Annotated in this window: 15 protein-coding genes and 1 pseudogene; 11 read left to right on the top strand and 5 right to left on the bottom strand. The window is 58.7% G+C overall.

The window, feature by feature from the left end:
- Positions 1-99: 99 nt before the first annotated feature.
- A pseudogene (locus ACA052_RS26770) lies at positions 100-664 on the top strand (GNAT family N-acetyltransferase); the annotation flags it as partial.
- A gap of 163 nt (positions 665-827) precedes the next feature.
- Complete coding sequence (locus tag ACA052_RS26765) at positions 828-1,667, top strand: RHS repeat-associated core domain-containing protein (RefSeq protein WP_497647490.1); 840 nt, start codon at positions 828-830, stop codon at positions 1,665-1,667.
- 879 nt (positions 1,668-2,546) lie between these two features.
- On the opposite strand, the gene gbca is transcribed toward ACA052_RS26765, so the two are convergent.
- Positions 2,547-3,842, bottom strand: coding sequence for a glycine betaine monooxygenase oxygenase subunit (gbca, locus tag ACA052_RS26760; RefSeq protein WP_497647489.1), 1,296 nt, complete (start codon positions 3,840-3,842; stop codon positions 2,547-2,549).
- A 282-nt stretch (positions 3,843-4,124) separates the two neighbouring features.
- Between gbca and gbcB the strand changes: the two genes are divergently transcribed.
- Positions 4,125-5,225, top strand: a complete 1,101-nt coding sequence (gbcB, locus tag ACA052_RS26755) for a glycine betaine monooxygenase reductase subunit (protein ID WP_497647488.1) — start codon at positions 4,125-4,127, stop codon at positions 5,223-5,225.
- 113 nt (positions 5,226-5,338) lie between these two features.
- Here gbcB and ACA052_RS26750 read toward each other — a convergent pair whose 3' ends face one another.
- Positions 5,339-6,163, bottom strand: a complete 825-nt coding sequence (locus ACA052_RS26750; protein WP_497647487.1) for an SDR family oxidoreductase — start codon at positions 6,161-6,163, stop codon at positions 5,339-5,341.
- 192 nt (positions 6,164-6,355) lie between these two features.
- Entirely contained in the window at positions 6,356-7,396 is a 1,041-nt protein-coding gene (locus ACA052_RS26745) for a threonine aldolase family protein (RefSeq protein ID WP_497647486.1), read from the bottom strand.
- A gap of 133 nt (positions 7,397-7,529) precedes the next feature.
- Between ACA052_RS26745 and ACA052_RS26740 the strand changes: the two genes are divergently transcribed.
- The 8 genes from ACA052_RS26740 to fdhA all read left to right on the top strand — a co-directional run bounded on the left by ACA052_RS26740 (position 7,530) and on the right by fdhA (position 17,574).
- Positions 7,530-8,255, top strand: coding sequence for a TraX family protein (locus ACA052_RS26740; RefSeq protein ID WP_497647485.1), 726 nt, complete (start codon positions 7,530-7,532; stop codon positions 8,253-8,255).
- Between the two features lie 237 nt (positions 8,256-8,492).
- Complete coding sequence (glyA, locus tag ACA052_RS26735; protein WP_497647484.1) at positions 8,493-9,746, top strand: serine hydroxymethyltransferase; 1,254 nt, start codon at positions 8,493-8,495, stop codon at positions 9,744-9,746.
- 23 nt (positions 9,747-9,769) lie between these two features.
- Entirely contained in the window at positions 9,770-11,020 is a 1,251-nt protein-coding gene (locus tag ACA052_RS26730; RefSeq protein WP_007947735.1) for a sarcosine oxidase subunit beta, read from the top strand.
- A 14-nt stretch (positions 11,021-11,034) separates the two neighbouring features.
- Positions 11,035-11,364 (top strand): sarcosine oxidase subunit delta, encoded by a 330-nt coding sequence (locus tag ACA052_RS26725; protein ID WP_497647483.1) that lies wholly within the window; start codon positions 11,035-11,037, stop codon positions 11,362-11,364.
- Complete coding sequence (locus tag ACA052_RS26720; protein ID WP_497647482.1) at positions 11,361-14,378, top strand: sarcosine oxidase subunit alpha; 3,018 nt, start codon at positions 11,361-11,363, stop codon at positions 14,376-14,378. The genes ACA052_RS26725 and ACA052_RS26720 overlap by 4 nt, the downstream gene beginning before the upstream one ends.
- A 151-nt stretch (positions 14,379-14,529) precedes the next feature.
- Positions 14,530-15,162: a sarcosine oxidase subunit gamma gene (locus ACA052_RS26715; protein ID WP_497647481.1), complete on the top strand. Its 633-nt coding sequence runs from the start codon at positions 14,530-14,532 to the stop codon at positions 15,160-15,162.
- 189 nt (positions 15,163-15,351) lie between these two features.
- Positions 15,352-16,209 carry a formyltetrahydrofolate deformylase gene (gene purU, locus ACA052_RS26710; protein WP_497647480.1) on the top strand — a complete coding sequence of 286 codons (858 nt, stop codon included), beginning with the start codon at positions 15,352-15,354 and terminating at the stop codon, positions 16,207-16,209.
- Positions 16,210-16,374: 165 nt separating this feature from the next.
- Positions 16,375-17,574 carry a formaldehyde dehydrogenase, glutathione-independent gene (gene fdhA, locus ACA052_RS26705; RefSeq protein WP_007947729.1) on the top strand — a complete coding sequence of 400 codons (1,200 nt, stop codon included), beginning with the start codon at positions 16,375-16,377 and terminating at the stop codon, positions 17,572-17,574.
- A 42-nt stretch (positions 17,575-17,616) separates the two neighbouring features.
- Here the strand turns inward: fdhA and ACA052_RS26700 are convergent, their stop codons facing one another.
- Together ACA052_RS26700 and ACA052_RS26695 are read right to left on the bottom strand one after the other, a co-directional pair.
- Entirely contained in the window at positions 17,617-18,648 is a 1,032-nt protein-coding gene (locus ACA052_RS26700; RefSeq protein ID WP_497647479.1) for an RHS repeat-associated core domain-containing protein, read from the bottom strand.
- 20 nt (positions 18,649-18,668) lie between these two features.
- Entirely contained in the window at positions 18,669-19,736 is a 1,068-nt protein-coding gene (locus ACA052_RS26695; RefSeq protein WP_497647478.1) for an RHS repeat-associated core domain-containing protein, read from the bottom strand.
- Positions 19,737-19,842: the final 106 nt, after the last annotated feature.

Genomic DNA, 19,842 nt, shown 5'->3' with positions numbered 1-19,842 from the left:
TCCAAAAGCTCCAGATCAAAAGATCGCAGCCTGCGGCAGCTCCTACAGTTGAGCGTATGAATTTCGTAGTCTGTCAGGCCGCCCCCACAAGGAATACCAATGAACGTTGAATTTCGTTCGGCCCTGCGCGCCGATGCGCGGGAGATTGCGCGGTTGTTTCAGATTTCATCAGAGGGCGCTTCGGATTACATCTGGAGCCAGATAGCAGAGCCTGGCCAGGATTTGCTGGACGTCGGCGCTACCCGTTACGCCCGCGACGACGTGGATTTCTCCTACCAGAAACTGCCTCATTGCCGAGGCAGAGGGCCGCGTCATTGGCATGCTGCACAGCTACGTCATGCGCCATGACCCGCTGGCAGAGCCCACCACCGACCCGGTCCTGGCGCCGTATGCCGACATGGAAATCCCCGGCACGCTCTACATCTCCAGCCTGGCGCTGCACGAAGGCTGGCGCAATCGGGGCCTGGGCAAACAATTCCTCGCGCGTGCTCACGAACGCGCTAACCATCTAGGGCTCAAGGGCTTGAGCCTGATCGACTACGCCGTCAACACCGGCGCCCGGCGCTTTTACGATCGCCACGGCTTTCGCATCGTCGACACCTGCCAGATCACTCCGCATCCGATGATTCGGGTCACGGGTGAGGCGTATCTGATGCAATGGCCGCAGGCGTGGCGGCTGTCGTATTCCTTACGCGAACATGAAGACGCCCTATCAGAACTGATAGTGTCGGTGGGTTCGACGGTTTGCTACCGTAGTGAACAGCCGATATTCAGCCGGTCAAGGAGTCTTGGGGCTGAGGACCCTCTGGCCGGTAAGGATGTTCTTGATGCCTATCTCCCGTAATACTCAAAGCGCTCTCCGGCCACCGGTTGCGGATATCACGCAGCCGCACACTCTGTTACTGGCGACCGATCTGCAGCGCACCATCCTCGCCGAACTGAGCCAAAGCGGCCCGATCCGTCTGGTGTATACCGCCTACGGAGCGCAAAGCCGCCAACGGGTAGCGGGCACCCACTTGGGGTTCAATGGACAAATCATGGAGCGCCTTACCGGCGGGTACCACCTGGGCAATGGTCACAGGTTTTATAACCCGGTGCTGATGCGTTTTCACAGTCCGGATCGGCTGAGTCCTTTTGCACAGGGTGGGTTGAACGCCTATGCCTATTGCGGGGGAGATCCCGTTAACTTTGAAGATCCATCGGGAGAGTTCGCAGCGGCAATTGCCCGACTTATCGGAAGTTTTGAAACCATAACGGGGCATATGGAAAATATTGCGAGCGCTATGCTTCGTTCTCGTCCGCGCGGTTTGTTGGGGTATGCGTCGGTGTCCTCGAACGTTGGTTACGCAGGTCTCACTGCGGGAGCCGCAATGGAGGCCGCGGGCTATCCGGCCGGAGCTGTTTTCTCCAATGTGGGCGCGGTGTTGGTGAGTGCGGGTAATGGTGTTAAAGCCTTGCACGGTGCTGCGCAGGTGGTAAAAAATAGCCGGTGGGGTAGAGCCGTTGCCCAACGAATGGTCACCAAGAGACCTCCAGCTGACGAATTGGATGAAGTGATCGTGTCGATGGGTTCATCGGGTTCAGGAATGACAAGAGTTCAAATGCCGCCAGCTGAAAGCCGCGCGCCTAAGATCGAAACGAACTCCCGTAAAATCCGGACGGCGTAGTCGAGCACGCTGATTTTAAGTGCCTTAAAATTTTGCTGGTTGGCATGCATTCAATGCCTATGAATTGAACCTGAACATCGACACGGGTCGGTCGTGTTTCAACAGGATCTGGTCGGGGTTACCCACAATCCCTGTTAGCGCTTCTGTGGATAACATGTTCACCCTTCGCTGCACCCCATACAAATAAAGCCTTGTAGGCCTTCGTACAAAAAACAACCAGTCTAACCTGCGGTTTTTACACGCTTTTTACGGTGCATAAGATTTGGCGCTAGCCAATACTTGCCCCCAATCTCTGTTGGCGCTTCTGTGGATAAGATGTTCGTTAACCTCTGGAGGCCATACAAACCGGGCTCTTTGGACTACTGATTAGAAAATGATCAAATCATCGTTTTTAGACGGGTATATCCCTTGAAAACCCCGATTTATAGCGGCTGCCGGTGGTTTTCCACAGATCCCTCGAAGTTGCCCCCAAAGTCTGTTGGCGTTTCTGTGGATAAGGTGTTCGTCATCCGCTGCAGCCACCGTAAACCGTGGTCTTCAGGCTTTCGATCAAAAAACGAACAATAGCCGCTCAAAACCCTGCTTCTGGATAAGTCACGGATTTTCTTCGATTTCTGTGGAGAAAGTTTTGCGTAAATCCACACTTGTCCCCATTTGCTGTGGGTGGAGGTGTGGATAACTTGTTTGTGAAAGGCTGCGTGCCACGCCCGGCATAGGCCTGAACGTGATAGATCATATTTCGTACAGTGCTAAGGAGTCTTGCGGGGGTATTGCGGGGATTGGAGGTGTGGCGGCTAAAAGATCGCAGCCTGCGGCAGCTCCTACAGAATCACACGATCCTTGTAGGAGCTGCCGCAGGCTGCGATCTTTTGATCTTGCTTAACCCTGAACAGGCACGCCTTTAAGATAAGGCGCAGGCTCAGCCCCGAGGTTGTTCAGCAACCGCTCGCTGTACCAATCCACAAAGTTCACCACACCAAACTCATAAGTCTTGGAGTACGGCCCTGGCTGGTAAGCCGTGGAGTTGATGCCGCGCTGGTTCTCTTCGGCCAGGCGACGGTCCTGGTTATTGGTTTCATCCCAGACCTTGCGCATGCGTTCCACGTCGTAATCGACGCCTTCGACCGCATCCTTGTGCACAATCCACTTGGTGGTGACCATGGTTTCCTGCGCGCTGATCGGCCACACGGTGAACACGATGATGTGATCGCCCATGCAGTGGTTCCACGAGTGCGGCAGGTGCAGGATGCGCATCGAGCCCAGGTCCGGGTTCTTGATGCGGCCCATGAGTTTGGCGCAACCCTGTTTGCCGTCCAGGGTCATCGACACGGTGCCCTTGAGCAGCGGCATGCGCACGATACGGTTACGCAGGCCGAAGCTGGCGTGGGCGTAAGGAATCTTTTCGGCTTCCCAGGCCGCGGAGGAGGCAGCGACGTGGTCCTTGAAGGCCTGGTCGGCGCGCGGGTCGGTCACGTCGTCCCATTCCAGCAGGGATTTCAACAGTTCCGGGTGCGACGCGTTGCAGTGGTAGCACTCGCGGTTGTTTTCCAGCACCAGTTTCCAGTTGGCTTTTTCGTACAAGTTGGTCTGGATGGCCACCTTGGTGTTTTCCATGTCGTACGGTTCCATGTAATGGCTCAACGTCGACAGGAAGTCATCAATGGCGGGCGGGTTCTCCGACAGGCTGATGAAGATGTAACCACCGGCGGTCTTTACGTTTACCGGTTTCAGGCCGTACTGCTTCATGTCGAAGTCGGCGCCCATTTCGGTGCCGGCGAACAGCAGGCGGCCGTCCAGCTCGTAGGTCCACTGGTGGTAATGGCAGACCAGTTTGGCGACTTTGCCTTTTTCGCTGGTGCACAAGCGCGAACCGCGGTGGCGGCAGACGTTGTGGAACGCATGCACCACGCCTTCTGCGCCACGAATCACGATGATCGGGTTCTTGCCGACTTGCAGGGTCAGGTAGTTGCCCTTGGTCGGGATCTCGCACGTCATGCCGGCGATCAACCACTCTTTCTGGAAAATTTCCTGCATGTCGATATCAAACAGCCGCTCGTCAGAGTAAAACGGCTGCGGCAGCGAGAACGTGCGCTCGCGCTCTTGCAGCATCTGCGCGGTGGCCTTGCGTGCGGGTTCCAGTGGATCGCCCAGGCTCAGGGTAGTGGTGACGTCCATCGTGTATTTCCTCAAGGCCATCTGCGTGGCCGCGAAAAGTGGCTGATCAGGTTTGCTACGCAAGGTGTAAAGAAACTGTCGTTGTGTGGAGCGAGTGTGGGGCCGGCGCTGGCCAGAACCTTATCCATGGGCGACATGGCCCAATCTGTTCCCGACGCGCAACCCCCGGTAGTTGGGGGCTGGTCGCGATAAGTATGTGAATGTCGCAGATAGGTAAATGGGTGGTTCGCGCTATACGCAGAATCGCCAACATAAGGCCGAACATCGGCGGTGGAGAACAGCATGTCCAACAGCTTCCTGAATCCGGTAACGACCCAGACCTGGGCCAATGGTCGACACATCGTCCGTTGCGTCAAAGTCATCCAGGAAACCTGGGATGTGCGCACCTTCTGCTTCATGGCCGACCAGCCGATCCTGTTCTTCTTCAAGCCGGGGCAGTTTGTCACCCTGGAGCTGGAAATCGAAGGCGTGCCGATCATGCGCTCCTACACCATTTCCAGTTCGCCGTCGGTGCCGTACAGCTTTTCGGTGACGATCAAGCGCGTACCGGGCGGCAAGGTCTCCAACTGGCTGCACGACACGCTGCATGAAGGCCAGGAGCTGGCGGTGCACGGGCCGGTCGGGCTGTTCAACGCCATGGACTTCACTGCGCCGAAGGTGTTGTACCTCAGCGGTGGCGTTGGTATCACGCCGGTCATGTCCATGGCGCGCTGGTTCTACGACACCAACGGCAACGTCGACATGGTGTTTATCCACAGCGCCCGTTCGCCCAAAGACATCATTTACCACCGCGAGTTGGAGCACATGGCGTCGCGGATCGATAACTTCAGCCTGCACCTGATCTGCGAGAAGCACGGTCTGGGCGAGCCGTGGGCTGGTTATCGCGGCTACCTGAACCACAAGATGCTCGAACTGATGGCGCCGGACTTCCTTGAGCGTGAGGTGTTCTGCTGCGGTCCGACGCCGTACATGAACGCGGTCAAGCGCATGCTGGAAGCGGTCGGCTTCGACATGTCGCGTTATCACGAGGAGTCCTTCGGCGCGACGCCGCCGGAAGCGCGTGCCGATGCGGTGGAGCAGGCCGAAATCGCCGCAGACGCCCCGGACATCGACGTGGCGGACCTGCATCAGGTGGAGTTCACCGCGTCTGGCAAGAGCATTCGTGTGGCGCCGGGGGAAACCGTTCACGCAGCAGCGGCCAAGCTCGGTCTGTTGATTCCGAAGGCCTGCGGGATGGGGATCTGCGGGACGTGCAAGGTGATGAAGCTGGGTGGCGAAGTCGACATGGAGCACAACGGCGGGATCACCGAGGAAGACGAAGCCGAAGGGTTCATCCTGTCGTGCTGCAGCGTGCCGAAGGGCGACGTGCGCATCGAGTTCTAACAGCTAACCCCCCCCCCTGTAGGAGCTGCCGCAGGCTGCGATCTTTTGATCTTGATCTTAAAAAACAAGATCAAAAGATCGCAGCCTTCGGCAGCTCCTACAGGGTTCGCTTATCAGTCGATAAACAGGTCTGGCATCAGTTTGTCGGTGGAGCCCGGTTCAAACCGGTACCCCTCAAACGCCGCCACCCCGTTTTCCCTCAGAATCTCTTCATCAATCAGCAGCCGACCGGTAATGCTACGACCGCTGCTGTCCAGAATGATGTGGGCGGCATCCGCCATGATCGCCGGCGTTCGTGCGTGTTTGAAGGACTCGCGCGATCCGAGCTGAAACTCGATGGCCGCCGTCGCGATCATCGTTTGCGGCCACAGCGAATTGACGCTGATGCCGTAGTTCTTGAATTCCTCACTCATGCCCAGGGTCAGCATGCTCATGCCGTATTTGGTTACGGTGTAAGGGCTGTACTGCGCGAACCATTTCGTCGCCAGGTTCAGCGGCGGCGACAGGTTGAGGATATGGCCGCTGGTTTTTTTCAGGTAGGGCAGGGCGGCCTGACTGCACAGCAGCACGGCGCGGGTGTTGATCTGGTGCATCAGGTCAAAGCGCTTGAGTTCGATGTGCTGGACTCCGGTCAACTTGATTGCCCCGGCGTTGTTGATCAGTGCATCAATGGCGCCGAAATGCTCATGGGCCTGGGCCAGCGCCTCACGTACGGCGACTTCATCGCGCACATCCACTTGTAAGGCCAACGCCTGGCCGCCCGCGTCTTCGACTTCCTTCGCCACGCTGAAAATGGTCCCCGGCAACTTGGGGTGCGGCTCGGCACTTTTGGCCGCAATCACAATGTTGGCCCCATCCCGCGCGGCCCGCAGCGCGATCTCACGACCAATCCCGCGACTGGCGCCGGTGATGAACAGGGTTTTGCCTTTCAATGACATGCGAACGCTCCTGATTATTATTGTCTGAGCGAATGGGCTCGCCAGACAATGTAGACCAAGTCTTTCAGGGCGCGATCCATGTAGGAGCTGCCGAAGGCTGCGATCTTTTGATTTTGCTTTCAAAGACAACATCAAAAGATCGCAGCCTTCGGCAGCTCCTACAGAGCGGCGTCGCGGGGGCTGGCGTGGGGGTTAGCGGGACATGACTTCGCGAATATCTGCCGCCAGTTCGCGTACGCGTTCTTCTTCGGTGTCCCACGAGCACATGAAGCGTGCGCCGCCGTTGCCGATGAAGGTGTAGAAGCGCCAGCCTTTGGCCGTCAGTGCGGCGATGGCCGGTTCCGAGAGTTGCAGGAACACGCCGTTGGCCTGGACCGGGAACATCAGTTCCACGCCTTGAATATCGCTCACCAGTTCAGCCAGCAATTGCGCGCAGCGGTTGGCGTGTTTGGCGTATTTGAGCCAGGCATCGTTTTCCAGGATCCCGACCCACGGCGCCGAGAGGAAGCGCATTTTTGACGCCAGTTGTCCGGCCTGTTTGCAGCGGTAGTCGAAGTCCTCGGCCAGTTTGTGGTTGAAGAACAGGATCGCCTCACCGACCGCCATGCCGTTCTTGGTGCCGCCGAAGCACAACACATCGACGCCGGCCTTCCAGGTCAGGTCCGCCGGCGAGCAGCCGAGGAATGCGCACGCGTTGGAGAAGCGAGCGCCGTCCATGTGCAGGTTCAGGCCCAGCTCCTTGCAGGTGGCGCTGATGGCGCGAATTTCTTCCGGGGTGTAGACGCTGCCGACTTCGGTGGCCTGGGTCAGGGTCACGACGCGCGGTTTCGGGTAGTGGATGTCCTGGCGCTTAAGGGCGACTTCGCGGATCGATTCCGGGGTCAGCTTGCCGTTTTCGGTGCGTGCGACCAGCAGTTTGGAGCCGTTGGAAAAGAATTCAGGCGCGCCGCATTCGTCTGTTTCGACGTGGGCAGTTTCCGAGCAGATCACGCTGTGGTAACTCTGGCACAGCGACGACAGGGCCAGCGAGTTGGCGGCGGTGCCGTTGAAGGCGAAGAACACTTCGCAGTCGGTTTCGAACAGTTTGCGGAAATCATCGGACGCGCGAGCGGTCCATTCATCGTCGCCGTAAGCGCGTTGGTGGCCGTGGTTGGCCTGTTCCATGGCCGCCCAGGCTTCGGGGCAGATACCGGAATAGTTGTCGCTGGCGAATTGTTGGCTCTTATCGGTCATGGCCCTGCTTTCCGTGATCGAGACGCTTATGGTGAAGCACCTCGTGGTCAATGATGGTATGCACTTTACCGAAGATCATCCGGGGAGCACACGCGATGCGTCTGACAGAAAATGACAAAGACGACGGGCAATTATGCACATGACTCAACGCGATGGTGCACTGGATCTGCTCAAGTGGCTGGCGCTGCTGAGCATGGTGCTCGATCACCTGCGATATGTCGGTTATTCCGTTGATCTGTTGTATGTGCCGGGGCGGCTGGCGTTCCCGTGGTTTTGTCTGGCGATGGCGGCGAACTTGTCTCGGATCGGCGCAGCAGCGGCCGACGGCGAGGGGCGTTATTTTGGCTGGTTGCTGCTGTTCAGCGCGATCAGCGAAATTCCTTATCGGCTGTTCATTCCTGATCCCGACACGTTAAACGTATTGCCCACGCTGGCTCTCGGGCTGTTGGTGGCGCGTGGCTGGCAGCACAAGACGCTTCAATCGAGGCTAATCGCTGTCGGCGCTTTGACATTGGCGGCAGTGTTCCCGGAGCGACTGATGTTCGGCTTCTTTGGCGTGTTGTTGCCGCTGGTGACATTGCTGGTCATCAACCGGGCCTGGTACTTCAGCCTGTTGCCGGGGTTGGTCTGCCTGGCGGCCAATCAATGGCACGTGCTGTATTACGCCGCAAAAATCGGCAACAGTGCCGCCGTCCCCGGTATCGCCGCCTGTCTGATCGCTCCATTGCTGGGGCTGTTGTTATTGCGACAGGCCCGAGGCATCCAGCCACCACCGATGCGTCGGTGGGCGTACGCGCTCTATCCCGTGCATTTCCTCGCTCTCCTGGCGTTACGTCAGGTTCTCGCAGCAACCCTGTAGGAGCTGCCGCAGGCTGCGATCTTTTGATTTTCTCGACAGCCAGATCAAAAGATCGCAGCCTGCGGCAGCTCCTACAGAGGCGCTCCCACAGCCCATGTCGTAAACGCACCTTTGCGTGGCGTCCATAGGCATTTGACCTGTCTGCGCCGGTCATACCATCGCATCCAAAGGGCACTGCCGAAAGGTACGTGCCTCACCGAGACGAAAGGCGCACAAGCCGCCGCTGGGAGAGACGCGATGTTCAGCAAGCAAGACCAGATCAAGGGCTACGACGATGCACTGCTGGCGGCGATGAATGCCGAGGAGCAACGCCAGGAAGATCACATCGAGCTGATCGCGTCAGAGAACTACACCAGCAAACGCGTCATGGAAGCGCAAGGCAGTGGCCTGACCAACAAATACGCCGAAGGCTATCCCGGCAAGCGCTACTACGGTGGCTGCGAGCACGTCGACAAGGTCGAAGCCCTGGCCATTGAACGCGCCAAGCAACTGTTCGGTGCCGATTACGCCAACGTGCAGCCGCACTCCGGCAGCCAGGCCAACGCCGCGGTTTACCTCGCGCTGCTGAATGCGGGCGACACCGTGCTGGGCATGAGCCTGGCCCACGGCGGTCACTTGACCCACGGCGCCAAGGTCAGCTTCTCCGGCAAGCTCTACAACGCTGTTCAGTACGGTATCGACACCACCACCGGCCTGATCGATTACGACGAAGTCGAGCGCCTGGCGGTCGAGCACAAACCGAAAATGATCATCGCCGGGTTCTCCGCCTACTCCAAGACCCTGGATTTCCCGCGCTTCCGTCAGATCGCTGACAAAGTCGGCGCCTACCTCTTCGTCGACATGGCGCACGTCGCCGGTCTGGTCGCTGCCGGCCTGTACCCGAACCCGCTGCCGTACGCCGACGTGGTCACCACCACCACCCACAAAACCCTGCGCGGTCCACGTGGTGGCCTGATCCTGGCCAAGGCCAACGAAGCGCTGGAAAAGAAATTCAACGCTGCCGTGTTCCCCGGCGGTCAGGGCGGCCCGCTGATGCACGTGATCGCCGGTAAGGCCGTGTGCTTCAAGGAAGCGCTGGAGCCCGGTTTCAAGGCCTACCAACAACAAGTGATCGACAACGCCCAGGCCATGGCCGGCGTGTTTATCAAACGCGGCTACGATGTAGTGTCCGGCGGCACCGATAACCACCTGTTCCTGGTCAGCCTGATCCGTCAGGGCCTCACCGGCAAAGAGGCGGATGCAGCACTCGGTCGCGCCCACATCACCGTGAACAAGAACGCTGTCCCGAACGATCCACAGTCGCCGTTCGTGACCTCGGGCCTGCGCATCGGCACCCCGGCGGTGACCACTCGCGGCTTCAAGGTGACCCAGTGCGTCACGCTGGCCGGCTGGATCTGCGACATCCTCGACAACCTCGGCGACGCCGATGTCGAAGCCAATGTCGCGCAGCAAGTTTCGGCCCTGTGCGCGGACTTCCCGGTTTATCGCTGAGCGCGGTTTTGGAGTAAATGACTATGCAACGCTACTCAGGCTTCGGCCTCTTCAAACACTCCCTCAGCCATCACGAAAACTGGCAGAAAATGTGGCGCACGCCGACCCCAAAAAAGGTCTATGACGTGGTCATCGTCGGCGGTGGCGGGCATGGTCTGGCGACCGCCTACTACCTGGCCAAGGAACACGGCATCACCAACGTGGCCGTGGTCGAGAAAGGCTGGCTGGGCGGCGGTAACACCGCGCGCAACACCACCATCGTGCGTTCCAACTACCTGTGGGACGAATCGGCGCACCTGTACGAACACGCGATGAAATTGTGGGAAGGCCTGTCCCAGGACCTGAACTACAACGTGATGTTCTCCCAACGTGGCGTCTACAACTTGTGCCACACCCTGCAGGACATTCGTGATTCCGAACGTCGGGTCAGCGCCAACCGCCTCAACGGCGTGGACGGCGAACTGCTCGATGCCAAGCAAGTGGCCGACGAGATTCCGTACCTCGACTGCTCGAAAAACACCCGCTACCCGGTGATGGGCGCGACCGTCCAGCGTCGCGGCGGCGTGGCTCGTCACGATGCCGTGGCGTGGGGCTTTGCTCGGGCCGCCGACGCACTCGGCGTGGACCTGATCCAGCAGACCGAAGTGATCGGCTTCCGCAAGGAAAACGGCGTGTGCATTGGCGTCGAAACCAACAAGGGCTTCATTGGCGCCAAGCGCGTCGGTGTGGTCACTGCCGGTAACTCCGGGCACATGGCCAAACTCGCCGGTTTCCGCTTGCCGATCGAATCCCACCCGCTGCAAGCACTGGTGTCCGAGCCGATCAAGCCGATTATCGACAGCGTGATCATGTCCAACGCCGTGCACGGCTACATCAGCCAGTCCGACAAGGGCGACCTGGTGATCGGCGCCGGTATCGACGGCTACAACGGCTACGGCCAGCGGGGTTCGTACCCGGTGATCGAGCACACCATCCAGGCCATCGTCGAAATGTTCCCGGTGCTGTCGCGCGTACGCATGAACCGTCAGTGGGGCGGCATCGTCGACACCACACCGGATGCCTGCCCGATCATCTCGAAAACCCCGGTGCCAAACATGTTCTTCAACTGCGGTTGGGGAACCGGTGGCTTCAAGGCAACACCTGGCTCGGGCAACGTGTTTGCCGCGAGCCTGGCCAAGGGTGAAATGCACCCATTGGCTGCACCTTTCTCCATCGACCGTTTCCACAACGGTGCGTTGATCGATGAACACGGCGCTGCTGCGGTTGCCCACTAACAGGAGAAATCCCCATGTTGCATATCTTCTGTCCTCACTGCGGCGAACTGCGCTCCGAAGAGGAATTCCACGCATCCGGCCAGGCGCATATCCCGCGTCCACTGGATCCGAACACCTGCACCGACGAGGAGTGGGGCGACTACATGTTCTTCCGCGATAACCCTCGCGGTCTGCACCACGAGCTGTGGGATCACGTCGCCGGTTGCCGTCAGTATTTCAACGCCACCCGCGACACCGTGACCTACGAGATTCTCGAGACCTACAAGATCGGCACCAAGCCGCAGTTCACCGACAAGACCGATGGCCAGAAAGCGGCCACGACGGCTCTGGGAGAGAAGGTATGAGCCAGATCAATCGCCTGTCCAACGGTGGACGGATCGACCGCAACAAAGTGCTGAGCTTCACCTTCAACGGCCAGGTCTACAAAGGCTTTGAAGGTGACTCCCTGGCCGCCGCCTTGCTGGCCAACGGTGTCGACATCATCGGTCGCAGCTTCAAGTACTCTCGTCCGCGCGGCATCTTCGCCGCCGGTGCCGAAGAGCCGAACGCCGTGCTGCAGATCGGCGCGACCGAAGCCACGCAGATCCCGAACGTACGCGCCACGCAACAAGCGTTGTACCAAGGCCTGGTCGCCACCAGCACCAACGGCTGGCCGAGCGTGAACAACGACATGATGGGGATTCTCGGCAAGGTCGGCGGCAAGCTGATGCCGCCGGGCTTCTACTACAAAACCTTCATGTACCCGCAATCGTTCTGGATGACTTACGAGAAGTACATCCGTAAGGCGGCAGGTCTTGGCCGCTCGCCGACCGAGAACGATCCGGACACCTACGACTACATGAACCAGCACTGCGACGTGCTGATCGTCGGCGGTGGCCCCGCAGGTCTCGCCGCAGCATTGGCGGCCGCGCGCAGCGGTGCCCGGGTGATCCTCGCCGATGAGCAGGAAGAGTTCGGCGGCAGCCTGCTCGATTCCCGCGAAAGCCTCGACGGCAAACCGGCGTCGGAGTGGGTGGCCAGCGTCATCGCCGAACTGAAAGATACCCCGGACGTGCTGCTGTTGCCGCGCGCCACGGTCAACGGTTATCACGACCATAACTTCCTGACCATTCACGAGCGCCTGACCGATCACCTCGGCGACCGCGCCCCGATTGGCCAGGTACGTCAGCGCATCCACCGGGTTCGCGCCAAGCGTGTGGTGCTGGCGACCGGCGCTCACGAGCGTCCATTGGTCTACGGCAACAACGACGTGCCGGGCAACATGCTCGCCGGCGCTGTGTCGACTTACGTTCGTCGCTACGGCGTGGCTCCAGGCAAAAAACTGGTGCTGTCGACCAACAACGACCACGCCTACCGCGTAGCGTTGGATTGGCTCGATGCCAGCCTGCAAGTCGTCGCCATTGCCGACGCCCGCAGCAACCCGCGCGGTGCGCTGGTGGAAGAAGCACGCGCCAAAGGTATCCGCATCCTGACCGGCAGCGCAGTGATCGAGGCCCGTGGCAGCAAGCACGTGACCGCCGCTCGCGTTGCCGCGATCGATGTGAAAGCGCACGCCGTGACCAGCCCTGGTGAGTGGCTCGAGTGCGATCTGGTTGCCAGTTCCGGTGGTTACAGCCCGGTGGTTCACCTGGCTTCGCACCTGGGCGGCAAGCCGATCTGGCGTGAAGACATCCTGGGTTTCGTACCGGGCGAAGCACCGCAGAAACGCGTGTGCGTCGGTGGCATCAACGGCGTCTACGGTCTCGCCGATTCGTTGGCCGATGGTTTTGAAGGCGGCGCTCGCGCAGCCAATGAAGCCGGTTTCAGTGTGGTCGAAGGCACCTTGCCCAAAGCCCTGAGCCGTCTCGAAGAGCCGACGCTGGCGCTGTTCCAGGTGCCGCACGAAAAGAACACCGCACGGGCGCCGAAGCAATTCGTCGACCTGCAAAACGACGTCACCGCCGCCGCCATCGAACTGGCGACCCGCGAAGGCTTCGAGTCGGTCGAGCACGTCAAGCGCTACACCGCGTTGGGCTTCGGCACCGATCAGGGCAAACTCGGCAACGTCAACGGCCTGGCCATCGCCGCCCGTTCGCTGAACGTGACCATCCCGCAGATGGGCACCACCATGTTCCGTCCGAACTACACGCCGGTGACCTTCGGCGCCGTGGCCGGTCGTCACTGTGGGCACATCTTCGAGCCAGTGCGCTACACCGCGCTGCAAGCCTGGCACGTGAAGAACGGCGCCGAATTTGAAGACGTCGGTCAGTGGAAACGTCCTTGGTACTTCCCGAAAAACGGTGAAGACCTGCACGCCGCCGTGAAGCGCGAATGCAAAGCCGTGCGCGACAGCGTTGGCCTGCTGGACGCTTCGACGCTGGGCAAAATCGACATCCAGGGGCCGGACACCCGTGAGTTCCTGAACCGCATCTACACCAACGCCTGGACCAAGCTCGACGTGGGCAAGGCGCGTTACGGCCTGATGTGTAAAGAAGACGGCATGGTCTTCGACGACGGCGTAACAGCCTGTCTGGCCGACAACCATTTCGTGATGACCACCACCACCGGCGGCGCTGCACGCGTACTGCAATGGCTGGAAATCTACCACCAGACCGAATGGCCAGACCTGAAGGTGTACTTCACGTCAGTCACCGACCACTGGGCAACCATGACGCTGTCCGGGCCGAACAGCCGCAAGCTGCTCAGCCAGGTCACCGACATCGATTTGAGCAACGAAGCGTTCCCGTTCATGACCTGGAAAGAAGGCCTGGTCGGAGGTGTGCCGGCGCGGGTGTTCCGGATTTCGTTTACCGGTGAGCTGTCGTACGAAGTCAACGTGCAAGCCGACTACGCCATGGGCGTGCTCGAGAAAATCGTCGAGGCTGGCAAGCAGTACAACCTGACGCCGTACGGCACTGAAACCATGCACGTGCTGCGGGCCGAGAAGGGCTTCATCATCGTCGGCCAGGACACCGACAGCTCGATGACCCCGGACGACCTGAACATGGGCTGGTGTGTCGGACGCACCAAACCGTTCTCGTGGATCGGCTGGCGTGGCATGAACCGCGAAGACTGTGTGCGTGATCAACGCAAACAGTTGGTCGGCCTGAAACCGATCGATCCGACCAAATGGCTGCCGGAAGGTGCGCAACTGGTGTTCAACACCAAGCAAGCGATTCCGATGAGCATGGTCGGTCACGTCACCTCCAGCTACCTGCACAACTCCCTGGGCTATTCGTTTGCCATGGGCGTGGTCAAGGGCGGTTTGAGCCGGATGGGTGAGCGCGTGTTCGCACCGCTGGCCGACGGCAGCGTGATCGAGGCGGAAATCGTTTCTTCGGTGTTCTTCGATCCTAAAGGCGATCGCCAGAACGTGTAAGTGGCCTCGGGTCCTGTGGGCGGGCGGCTATTCGCGAGCAAGCCCGCTCCCACAGGGGAACGCGGTCGACTGTGGGAGCGGGCTTGCTCGCGAAGGCGGCAGAACAGCCACCACAAGGGCCGGAACCAACAGAATTCAGGAAAGGTGCTTTATGACCACAGCCAATGTTTACCAACAACGCCCAACCACCGGGGCCAAGGCCGAGTCGTCGCTGCATCATGCCGACCTCGCCAGTCTCGTGGGCAAGGGTCGCAAAAGCGCCGGTGTCACCGTGCGTGAGAAAAAACTCCTCGGCCACCTGACCCTTCGTGGCGACGGCCTCGATGCTGCCTTCGCGGCCGGCGTGCACAAGGCCCTCGGTATCGAATTGCCAGGCCCGCTGACGGTGGTGATCAAGGGCGAAACCAGCCTGCAATGGATGGGGCCGGATGAATGGCTGCTGATCGTGCCGACCGGTGAAGAGTTCGCCACCGAGCAAAAGCTGCGTGAAGCGCTGGGCGACCTGCACATCGCGATCACCAACGTCAGCGGCGGCCAGCAGATCCTCGAACTGAGCGGCCCAAACGTGCGTCAAGTGCTGATGAAATCCACCAGCTACGACGTGCACCCCAACAGCTTCCCGGTGGGCAAGGCTGTCGGCACGGTGTTCGCCAAGTCGCAATTGGTCATCCGCCACACCGCTGAAGACACCTGGGAACTGCTGATTCGTCGCAGCTTCTCGGATTACTGGTGGTTGTGGTTGCAGGATGCGGCGGCTGAATACGGCCTGAGCGTTCAGGCGTAATTGTGGCGAGGGGATTTATCCCCGTTGGGTTGCGAAGCAGCCCCAAAAATTGCAACCACGGTGTATCAGGCGAACAGCTTGCAATGGTTTACGACTGCTTCGCAGCCGAACGGGGATAAATCCCCTCGCCACAAGATCCTGCACAGCCACCAAATTGTGCAGGTATTTTCGAACAGGAGTCACCGCACTATGAGCCGCGCCCCAGACACATGGATTCTGACCGCCGACTGCCCCAGTGTCCTCGGCACAGTGGACGCGGTGACGCGCTTTCTGTTCGAGCAGGGTTGCTACGTCACTGAGCACCATTCCTTCGATGACCGGCTCTCGGCTCGTTTCTTCATTCGTGTGGAGTTCCGCCAGCCCAACGACTTTGACGAACAAGCCTTCCGCGCAGGCCTGGAAGAACGCGGCAAAGCCTTCGGCATGATCTTCGAACTCACCCCGCCGAACTACCGGCCAAAAGTGGTGATCATGGTCTCCAAGGCCGATCACTGCCTCAACGATTTGCTCTATCGCCAGCGCATCGGCCAGTTGTCGATGGACGTCGCCGCCGTCATCTCCAACCACCCGGACCTCAAGCCGCTGGCGGACTGGCACCAGATTCCGTACTACCACTTCCCGCTGGACCCGAACGACAAGCCGTCGCAGGAACGCCAAGTGTTGCAGGTGATCGAAGAGTCCGGCGCCGAACTGGTGATTCTCGCCCGCTATATGCAGGTCCTGTCACCCGAACTGTGCCGCAAACTCGACGGTAAGGCGATCAACATTCACCACTCCCTGCTGCCGGGTTTCAAGGGTGCCAAGCCGTATCACCAGGCCTATAACAAAGGCGTGAAACTGGTTGGCGCCACGGCGCACTACATTAATAACGACCTGGACGAAGGGCCGATCATCGCCCAGGGCGTGGAGGCTGTGGACCACAGTCATTACCCGGAAGATTTGATCGCCAAGGGGCGGGATATTGAAGGACTGACCTTGGCGCGGGCCGTTGGATATCACATTGAACGACGGGTTTTCCTGAACGCCAACCGCACGGTGGTTTTGTAGCGTTCTTGAGACCGCCAAGATCGTAGCCTTCGGCAGCTCCTACAGGGGGATGCGGTCAATGTAGGAGCTGCCGAAGGCTGCGATCTTTTGATTTACCGAGCAATCAACGCGCCGCCGATCCTGGGCGACGCGACCGCTACATAAAAACAACAGCGAGGTGAAAGCATGTCTGGCAATCGTGGTGTGGTGTATCTCGGCAATGGCAAGGTCGAAATACAGAAAATCGACTATCCGAAAATGCAGGACCCGCGCGGCAGGAAGATCAATCACGCTGTCATCCTGCGCGTGGTGTCCACCAACATCTGTGGTTCCGACCAGCACATGGTGCGCGGCCGTACCACGGCGCAAACCGGCCTGGTGCTGGGTCACGAGATCACCGGTGAAGTGATCGAGAAGGGCAGCGACGTCGAAAACCTGCAAATCGGCGACCTGGTGTCCGTGCCGTTCAACGTCGCTTGCGGGCGCTGCCGTTCCTGCAAGGAAATGCACACCGGCGTTTGCCTGAGCGTTAACCCGGCTCGTCCGGGCGGTGCTTACGGTTATGTCGACATGGGCGACTGGACCGGTGGCCAGGCCGAATACGCGATGGTGCCGTACGCCGACTTCAACCTGCTGAAACTGCCTGATCGCGATCGCGCCATGGAAAAAATCCGTGACCTGACCTGCCTCTCCGACATCCTGCCCACCGGTTATCACGGCGCAGTGACCGCCGGCGTTGGCCCAGGCAGCACCGTATACATCGCAGGCGCCGGCCCGGTCGGTCTGGCCGCTGCCGCTTCCGCTCGCTTGCTGGGTGCGGCAGTGGTCATCATCGGTGACGTCAACACTGTCCGCCTGGCACACGCCAAGGCGCAGGGTTTCGAAATCGCCGACCTGTCCCTGGACACCCCGCTGCACGAGCAAATCGCGGCACTGCTGGGCGAACCTGAAGTGGATTGCGCCGTCGACGCCGTAGGCTTCGAAGCGCGCGGTCATGGCCATGACGGTGTGAAACATGAAGCGCCGGCTACCGTGCTCAACTCGCTGATGGGTGTTGTGCGCGTGGCGGGCAAAATCGGTATTCCGGGCCTGTACGTGACTGAAGATCCGGGTGCTGTGGATGCTGCCGCGAAAATGGGCAGCCTGAGCATTCGCTTCGGTCTTGGCTGGGCTAAATCCCACAGCTTCCACACGGGTCAGACGCCGGTGATGAAGTACAACCGCCAGCTGATGCAGGCGATTATGTGGGACCGCATTCATATTGCTGACATTGTTGGGGTTGAGGTGATCAGCCTGGATGACGCGCCACGTGGTTATGGCGAGTTCGATGCGGGCGTGCCGAAGAAGTTTGTGATTGATCCGCATAAGTTGTTTAGTGCGGCTTAAGAAAATTAGCGGTATTAGAAGGGCGACGTCATGTCGCCCTTTTTATTTAAGCTCTCTAGTGGATTCAGGTAGGCCAGTTCGTATTTTTGTAGCTGATTCTTTAAGTTTCTCGATGAGCTTTTTATTGAGGTCGAATGTTTTTTGAATCGTGGTTAAAGATTGGGATTCCAATACGTCAACATACTTCGTGCGACTGGCTTCTATGAGGGTTGGTCCACTGCTGTTGGAGTCATAGCTGACATCTGACTGTATTCGCTCGATGGTTCTTTGTTCGTTTGAAATATGAGTGCTTAGTTTTTCTCTTGCTTGAATCAGTGAGTCGACTTCGTTGCCGCGATATTTTATTAGCTTGGCGTGACGGATCGCATTGTCTGCACTAGTGAGTACTCTTTTGGTGGTCGGTTGATACTTGGTGATGCTATCAAGTAGGCCTTGGTCCATATTTTTTATCATGGCGCTGGGGGCCAGATTTTTTGGGATTATCCTCCAGCTTCCGGAGACGCTGGATTTGGTCGAAAATGTGATTGTGCTTAAAACGGAAATTAGACTATGACCTGTCGGATCACGATAACTATTAGGGTTGCCTGAACAATACGCATAGGCATTTATTCCGCCTTTCCCAAAGGGACTCCAACTGTCCGGACTGTTAAACCGCATCAACACTGGGTTAAACGCCCGATAGCCATTGCCCAGCAAATAATGCCCGGTCACCGGGTCCGGCCGTTCGCCATTGAAGCCGAGCAGGCTGAGCATGCCGTTCATCGAGTGTCGATGGCCATAAGGTGAGTAAGCGAGGACTCGAGAATCGGTCGTATTCAGCGCGTTTAAGACTGAGCGTTGTTGATCTGTAGCGAGCAAGGTGGCTTCCGCTATGCCATTCTGCAGCGTTTGTTGCGCCAGTATTTGATTCTCATGCTGAGCGATCGTTAGCTGCTGCGCGCCCTGAAGCTCGTTGGCCAGGCGATCTTTGAGGTAAAAGCGCTGGGTGCTGACCAACTCCCATGCGCAATCAACCAGTCGATCCAGTGGGTCGTAGTGGTAATGACAGCAGGAGATTTGGTGGTTGGTCGACATAATTGCGTCCTGGATTGTCGTTATCGTATGTTTCCGCTTCCCCGGCGCAGCGCTTTTCCAGTGTTTTGGAGTGATTTATCCACCACACCACTGGTCAGCGCACCTCCAGCATTAAAAACAGCCCCGAGAAATGCGCGGGGGTCTCCATTGGAGATAAATTTTTTCATCCATGGATAAACCGCGATGGCATGGGCACCTGTGTTGCTGAGTTTTCCGGCGTCTACGTTTTGGGCGAGTATCCCGTAATTCTTGGCTTGATCCATTGTGAGGGTGCTATCGCCATGACTGGCTAAATTAAAGTTGATGGCTCCGGCCTTTTGAGCATAAGGCGGTGGATTTTCCATGCTACTGATAACTTCGTTCAGATAGTGTCTTGACTCTGATATAGGACCTTGGAAATTCTTGTTTCTGTTAAATGATTGTTGTGTTGTTGTCGAAAGCTCATCGAAAGTGGTCGCTATTTTGTCCGAAAAGCTGATGTTGGGATTTTCGGCTATTGATCTAGTGGGCTTGAACAAGGTCGTAAACTTTTTGCCTAGATTGCTTACTAGTGAAAAAAAATGTCCCGTCGGATCGACTTTATTCACCGGATCCCCCACGCAATACCCGTACGCATTTAACCCACCCTTCCCAAACGGACTCCAACTGTCCGGACTGTTAAACCGCATCAACACCGGGTTAAACGCCCTATAGCCATTACCCAACAAATAGTGCCCAGTCACCGGGTCCGGCCGTTCGCCATTGAAGCCGAGCAGGCTGAGCGCGCCGTTCTGCGCAATGCGATGGCCGTAAGGTGCATAGGCGAAGGCCCGAGGTCCGGTCGTGTCGAGTGCGTTCAACACCGAGCGCTGTTGATCGGTGGCGAGCAAGGTCGTTTCTACTGCGCCGTTCTCGCGCTGCTGCTGCGCCAGCAGTTGATCTTGATGCTGGATGATCGAGCGCTGCACCGTGCCTTGAACCTCGGTGGCCAGGCGATTTTGGAGGTAGAACCGCTGGGTACCCGTATGCTCTGACTGGGTGCAAACGGTGAGTCGATCAAGCGGATCGTAACGGTAGTCACAGAGCAGCGTTTCGCGGTCGGACTGCATGGGCGGGGCTCCCTGAAAAGTCCTTTGGTTCAGGGTTTCACTGTGGGGCAATCGGGCAAGGCTGGCTACTATCAGAACTGATAGGGTCGCGAGCATGAAGGAGTAA

Source organism: Pseudomonas sp. LBUM1644 (assembly GCF_059716195.1).
This window is presented reverse-complemented; position numbering and strand designations above follow the sequence as displayed.

Coding starts and splice junctions, on each gene's coding strand:
- purU (WP_497647480.1), top strand. CDS start 15,352: ATGAGCCGCGCCCCAGACACATGGATTCTGACCGCCGACTGCCCCAGT.
- ACA052_RS26715 (WP_497647481.1), top strand. CDS start 14,530: ATGACCACAGCCAATGTTTACCAACAACGCCCAACCACCGGGGCCAAG.
- ACA052_RS26700 (WP_497647479.1), bottom strand. CDS start 18,648: ATGTCGACCAACCACCAAATCTCCTGCTGTCATTACCACTACGACCCA.
- ACA052_RS26740 (WP_497647485.1), top strand. CDS start 7,530: ATGCACATGACTCAACGCGATGGTGCACTGGATCTGCTCAAGTGGCTG.
- gbcB (WP_497647488.1), top strand. CDS start 4,125: ATGTCCAACAGCTTCCTGAATCCGGTAACGACCCAGACCTGGGCCAAT.
- ACA052_RS26745 (WP_497647486.1), bottom strand. CDS start 7,396: ATGACCGATAAGAGCCAACAATTCGCCAGCGACAACTATTCCGGTATC.
- glyA (WP_497647484.1), top strand. CDS start 8,493: ATGTTCAGCAAGCAAGACCAGATCAAGGGCTACGACGATGCACTGCTG.
- fdhA (WP_007947729.1), top strand. CDS start 16,375: ATGTCTGGCAATCGTGGTGTGGTGTATCTCGGCAATGGCAAGGTCGAA.
- ACA052_RS26725 (WP_497647483.1), top strand. CDS start 11,035: ATGTTGCATATCTTCTGTCCTCACTGCGGCGAACTGCGCTCCGAAGAG.
- ACA052_RS26695 (WP_497647478.1), bottom strand. CDS start 19,736: ATGCAGTCCGACCGCGAAACGCTGCTCTGTGACTACCGTTACGATCCG.
- gbca (WP_497647489.1), bottom strand. CDS start 3,842: ATGGACGTCACCACTACCCTGAGCCTGGGCGATCCACTGGAACCCGCA.
- ACA052_RS26765 (WP_497647490.1), top strand. CDS start 828: ATGCCTATCTCCCGTAATACTCAAAGCGCTCTCCGGCCACCGGTTGCG.
- ACA052_RS26720 (WP_497647482.1), top strand. CDS start 11,361: ATGAGCCAGATCAATCGCCTGTCCAACGGTGGACGGATCGACCGCAAC.
- ACA052_RS26730 (WP_007947735.1), top strand. CDS start 9,770: ATGCAACGCTACTCAGGCTTCGGCCTCTTCAAACACTCCCTCAGCCAT.
- ACA052_RS26750 (WP_497647487.1), bottom strand. CDS start 6,163: ATGTCATTGAAAGGCAAAACCCTGTTCATCACCGGCGCCAGTCGCGGG.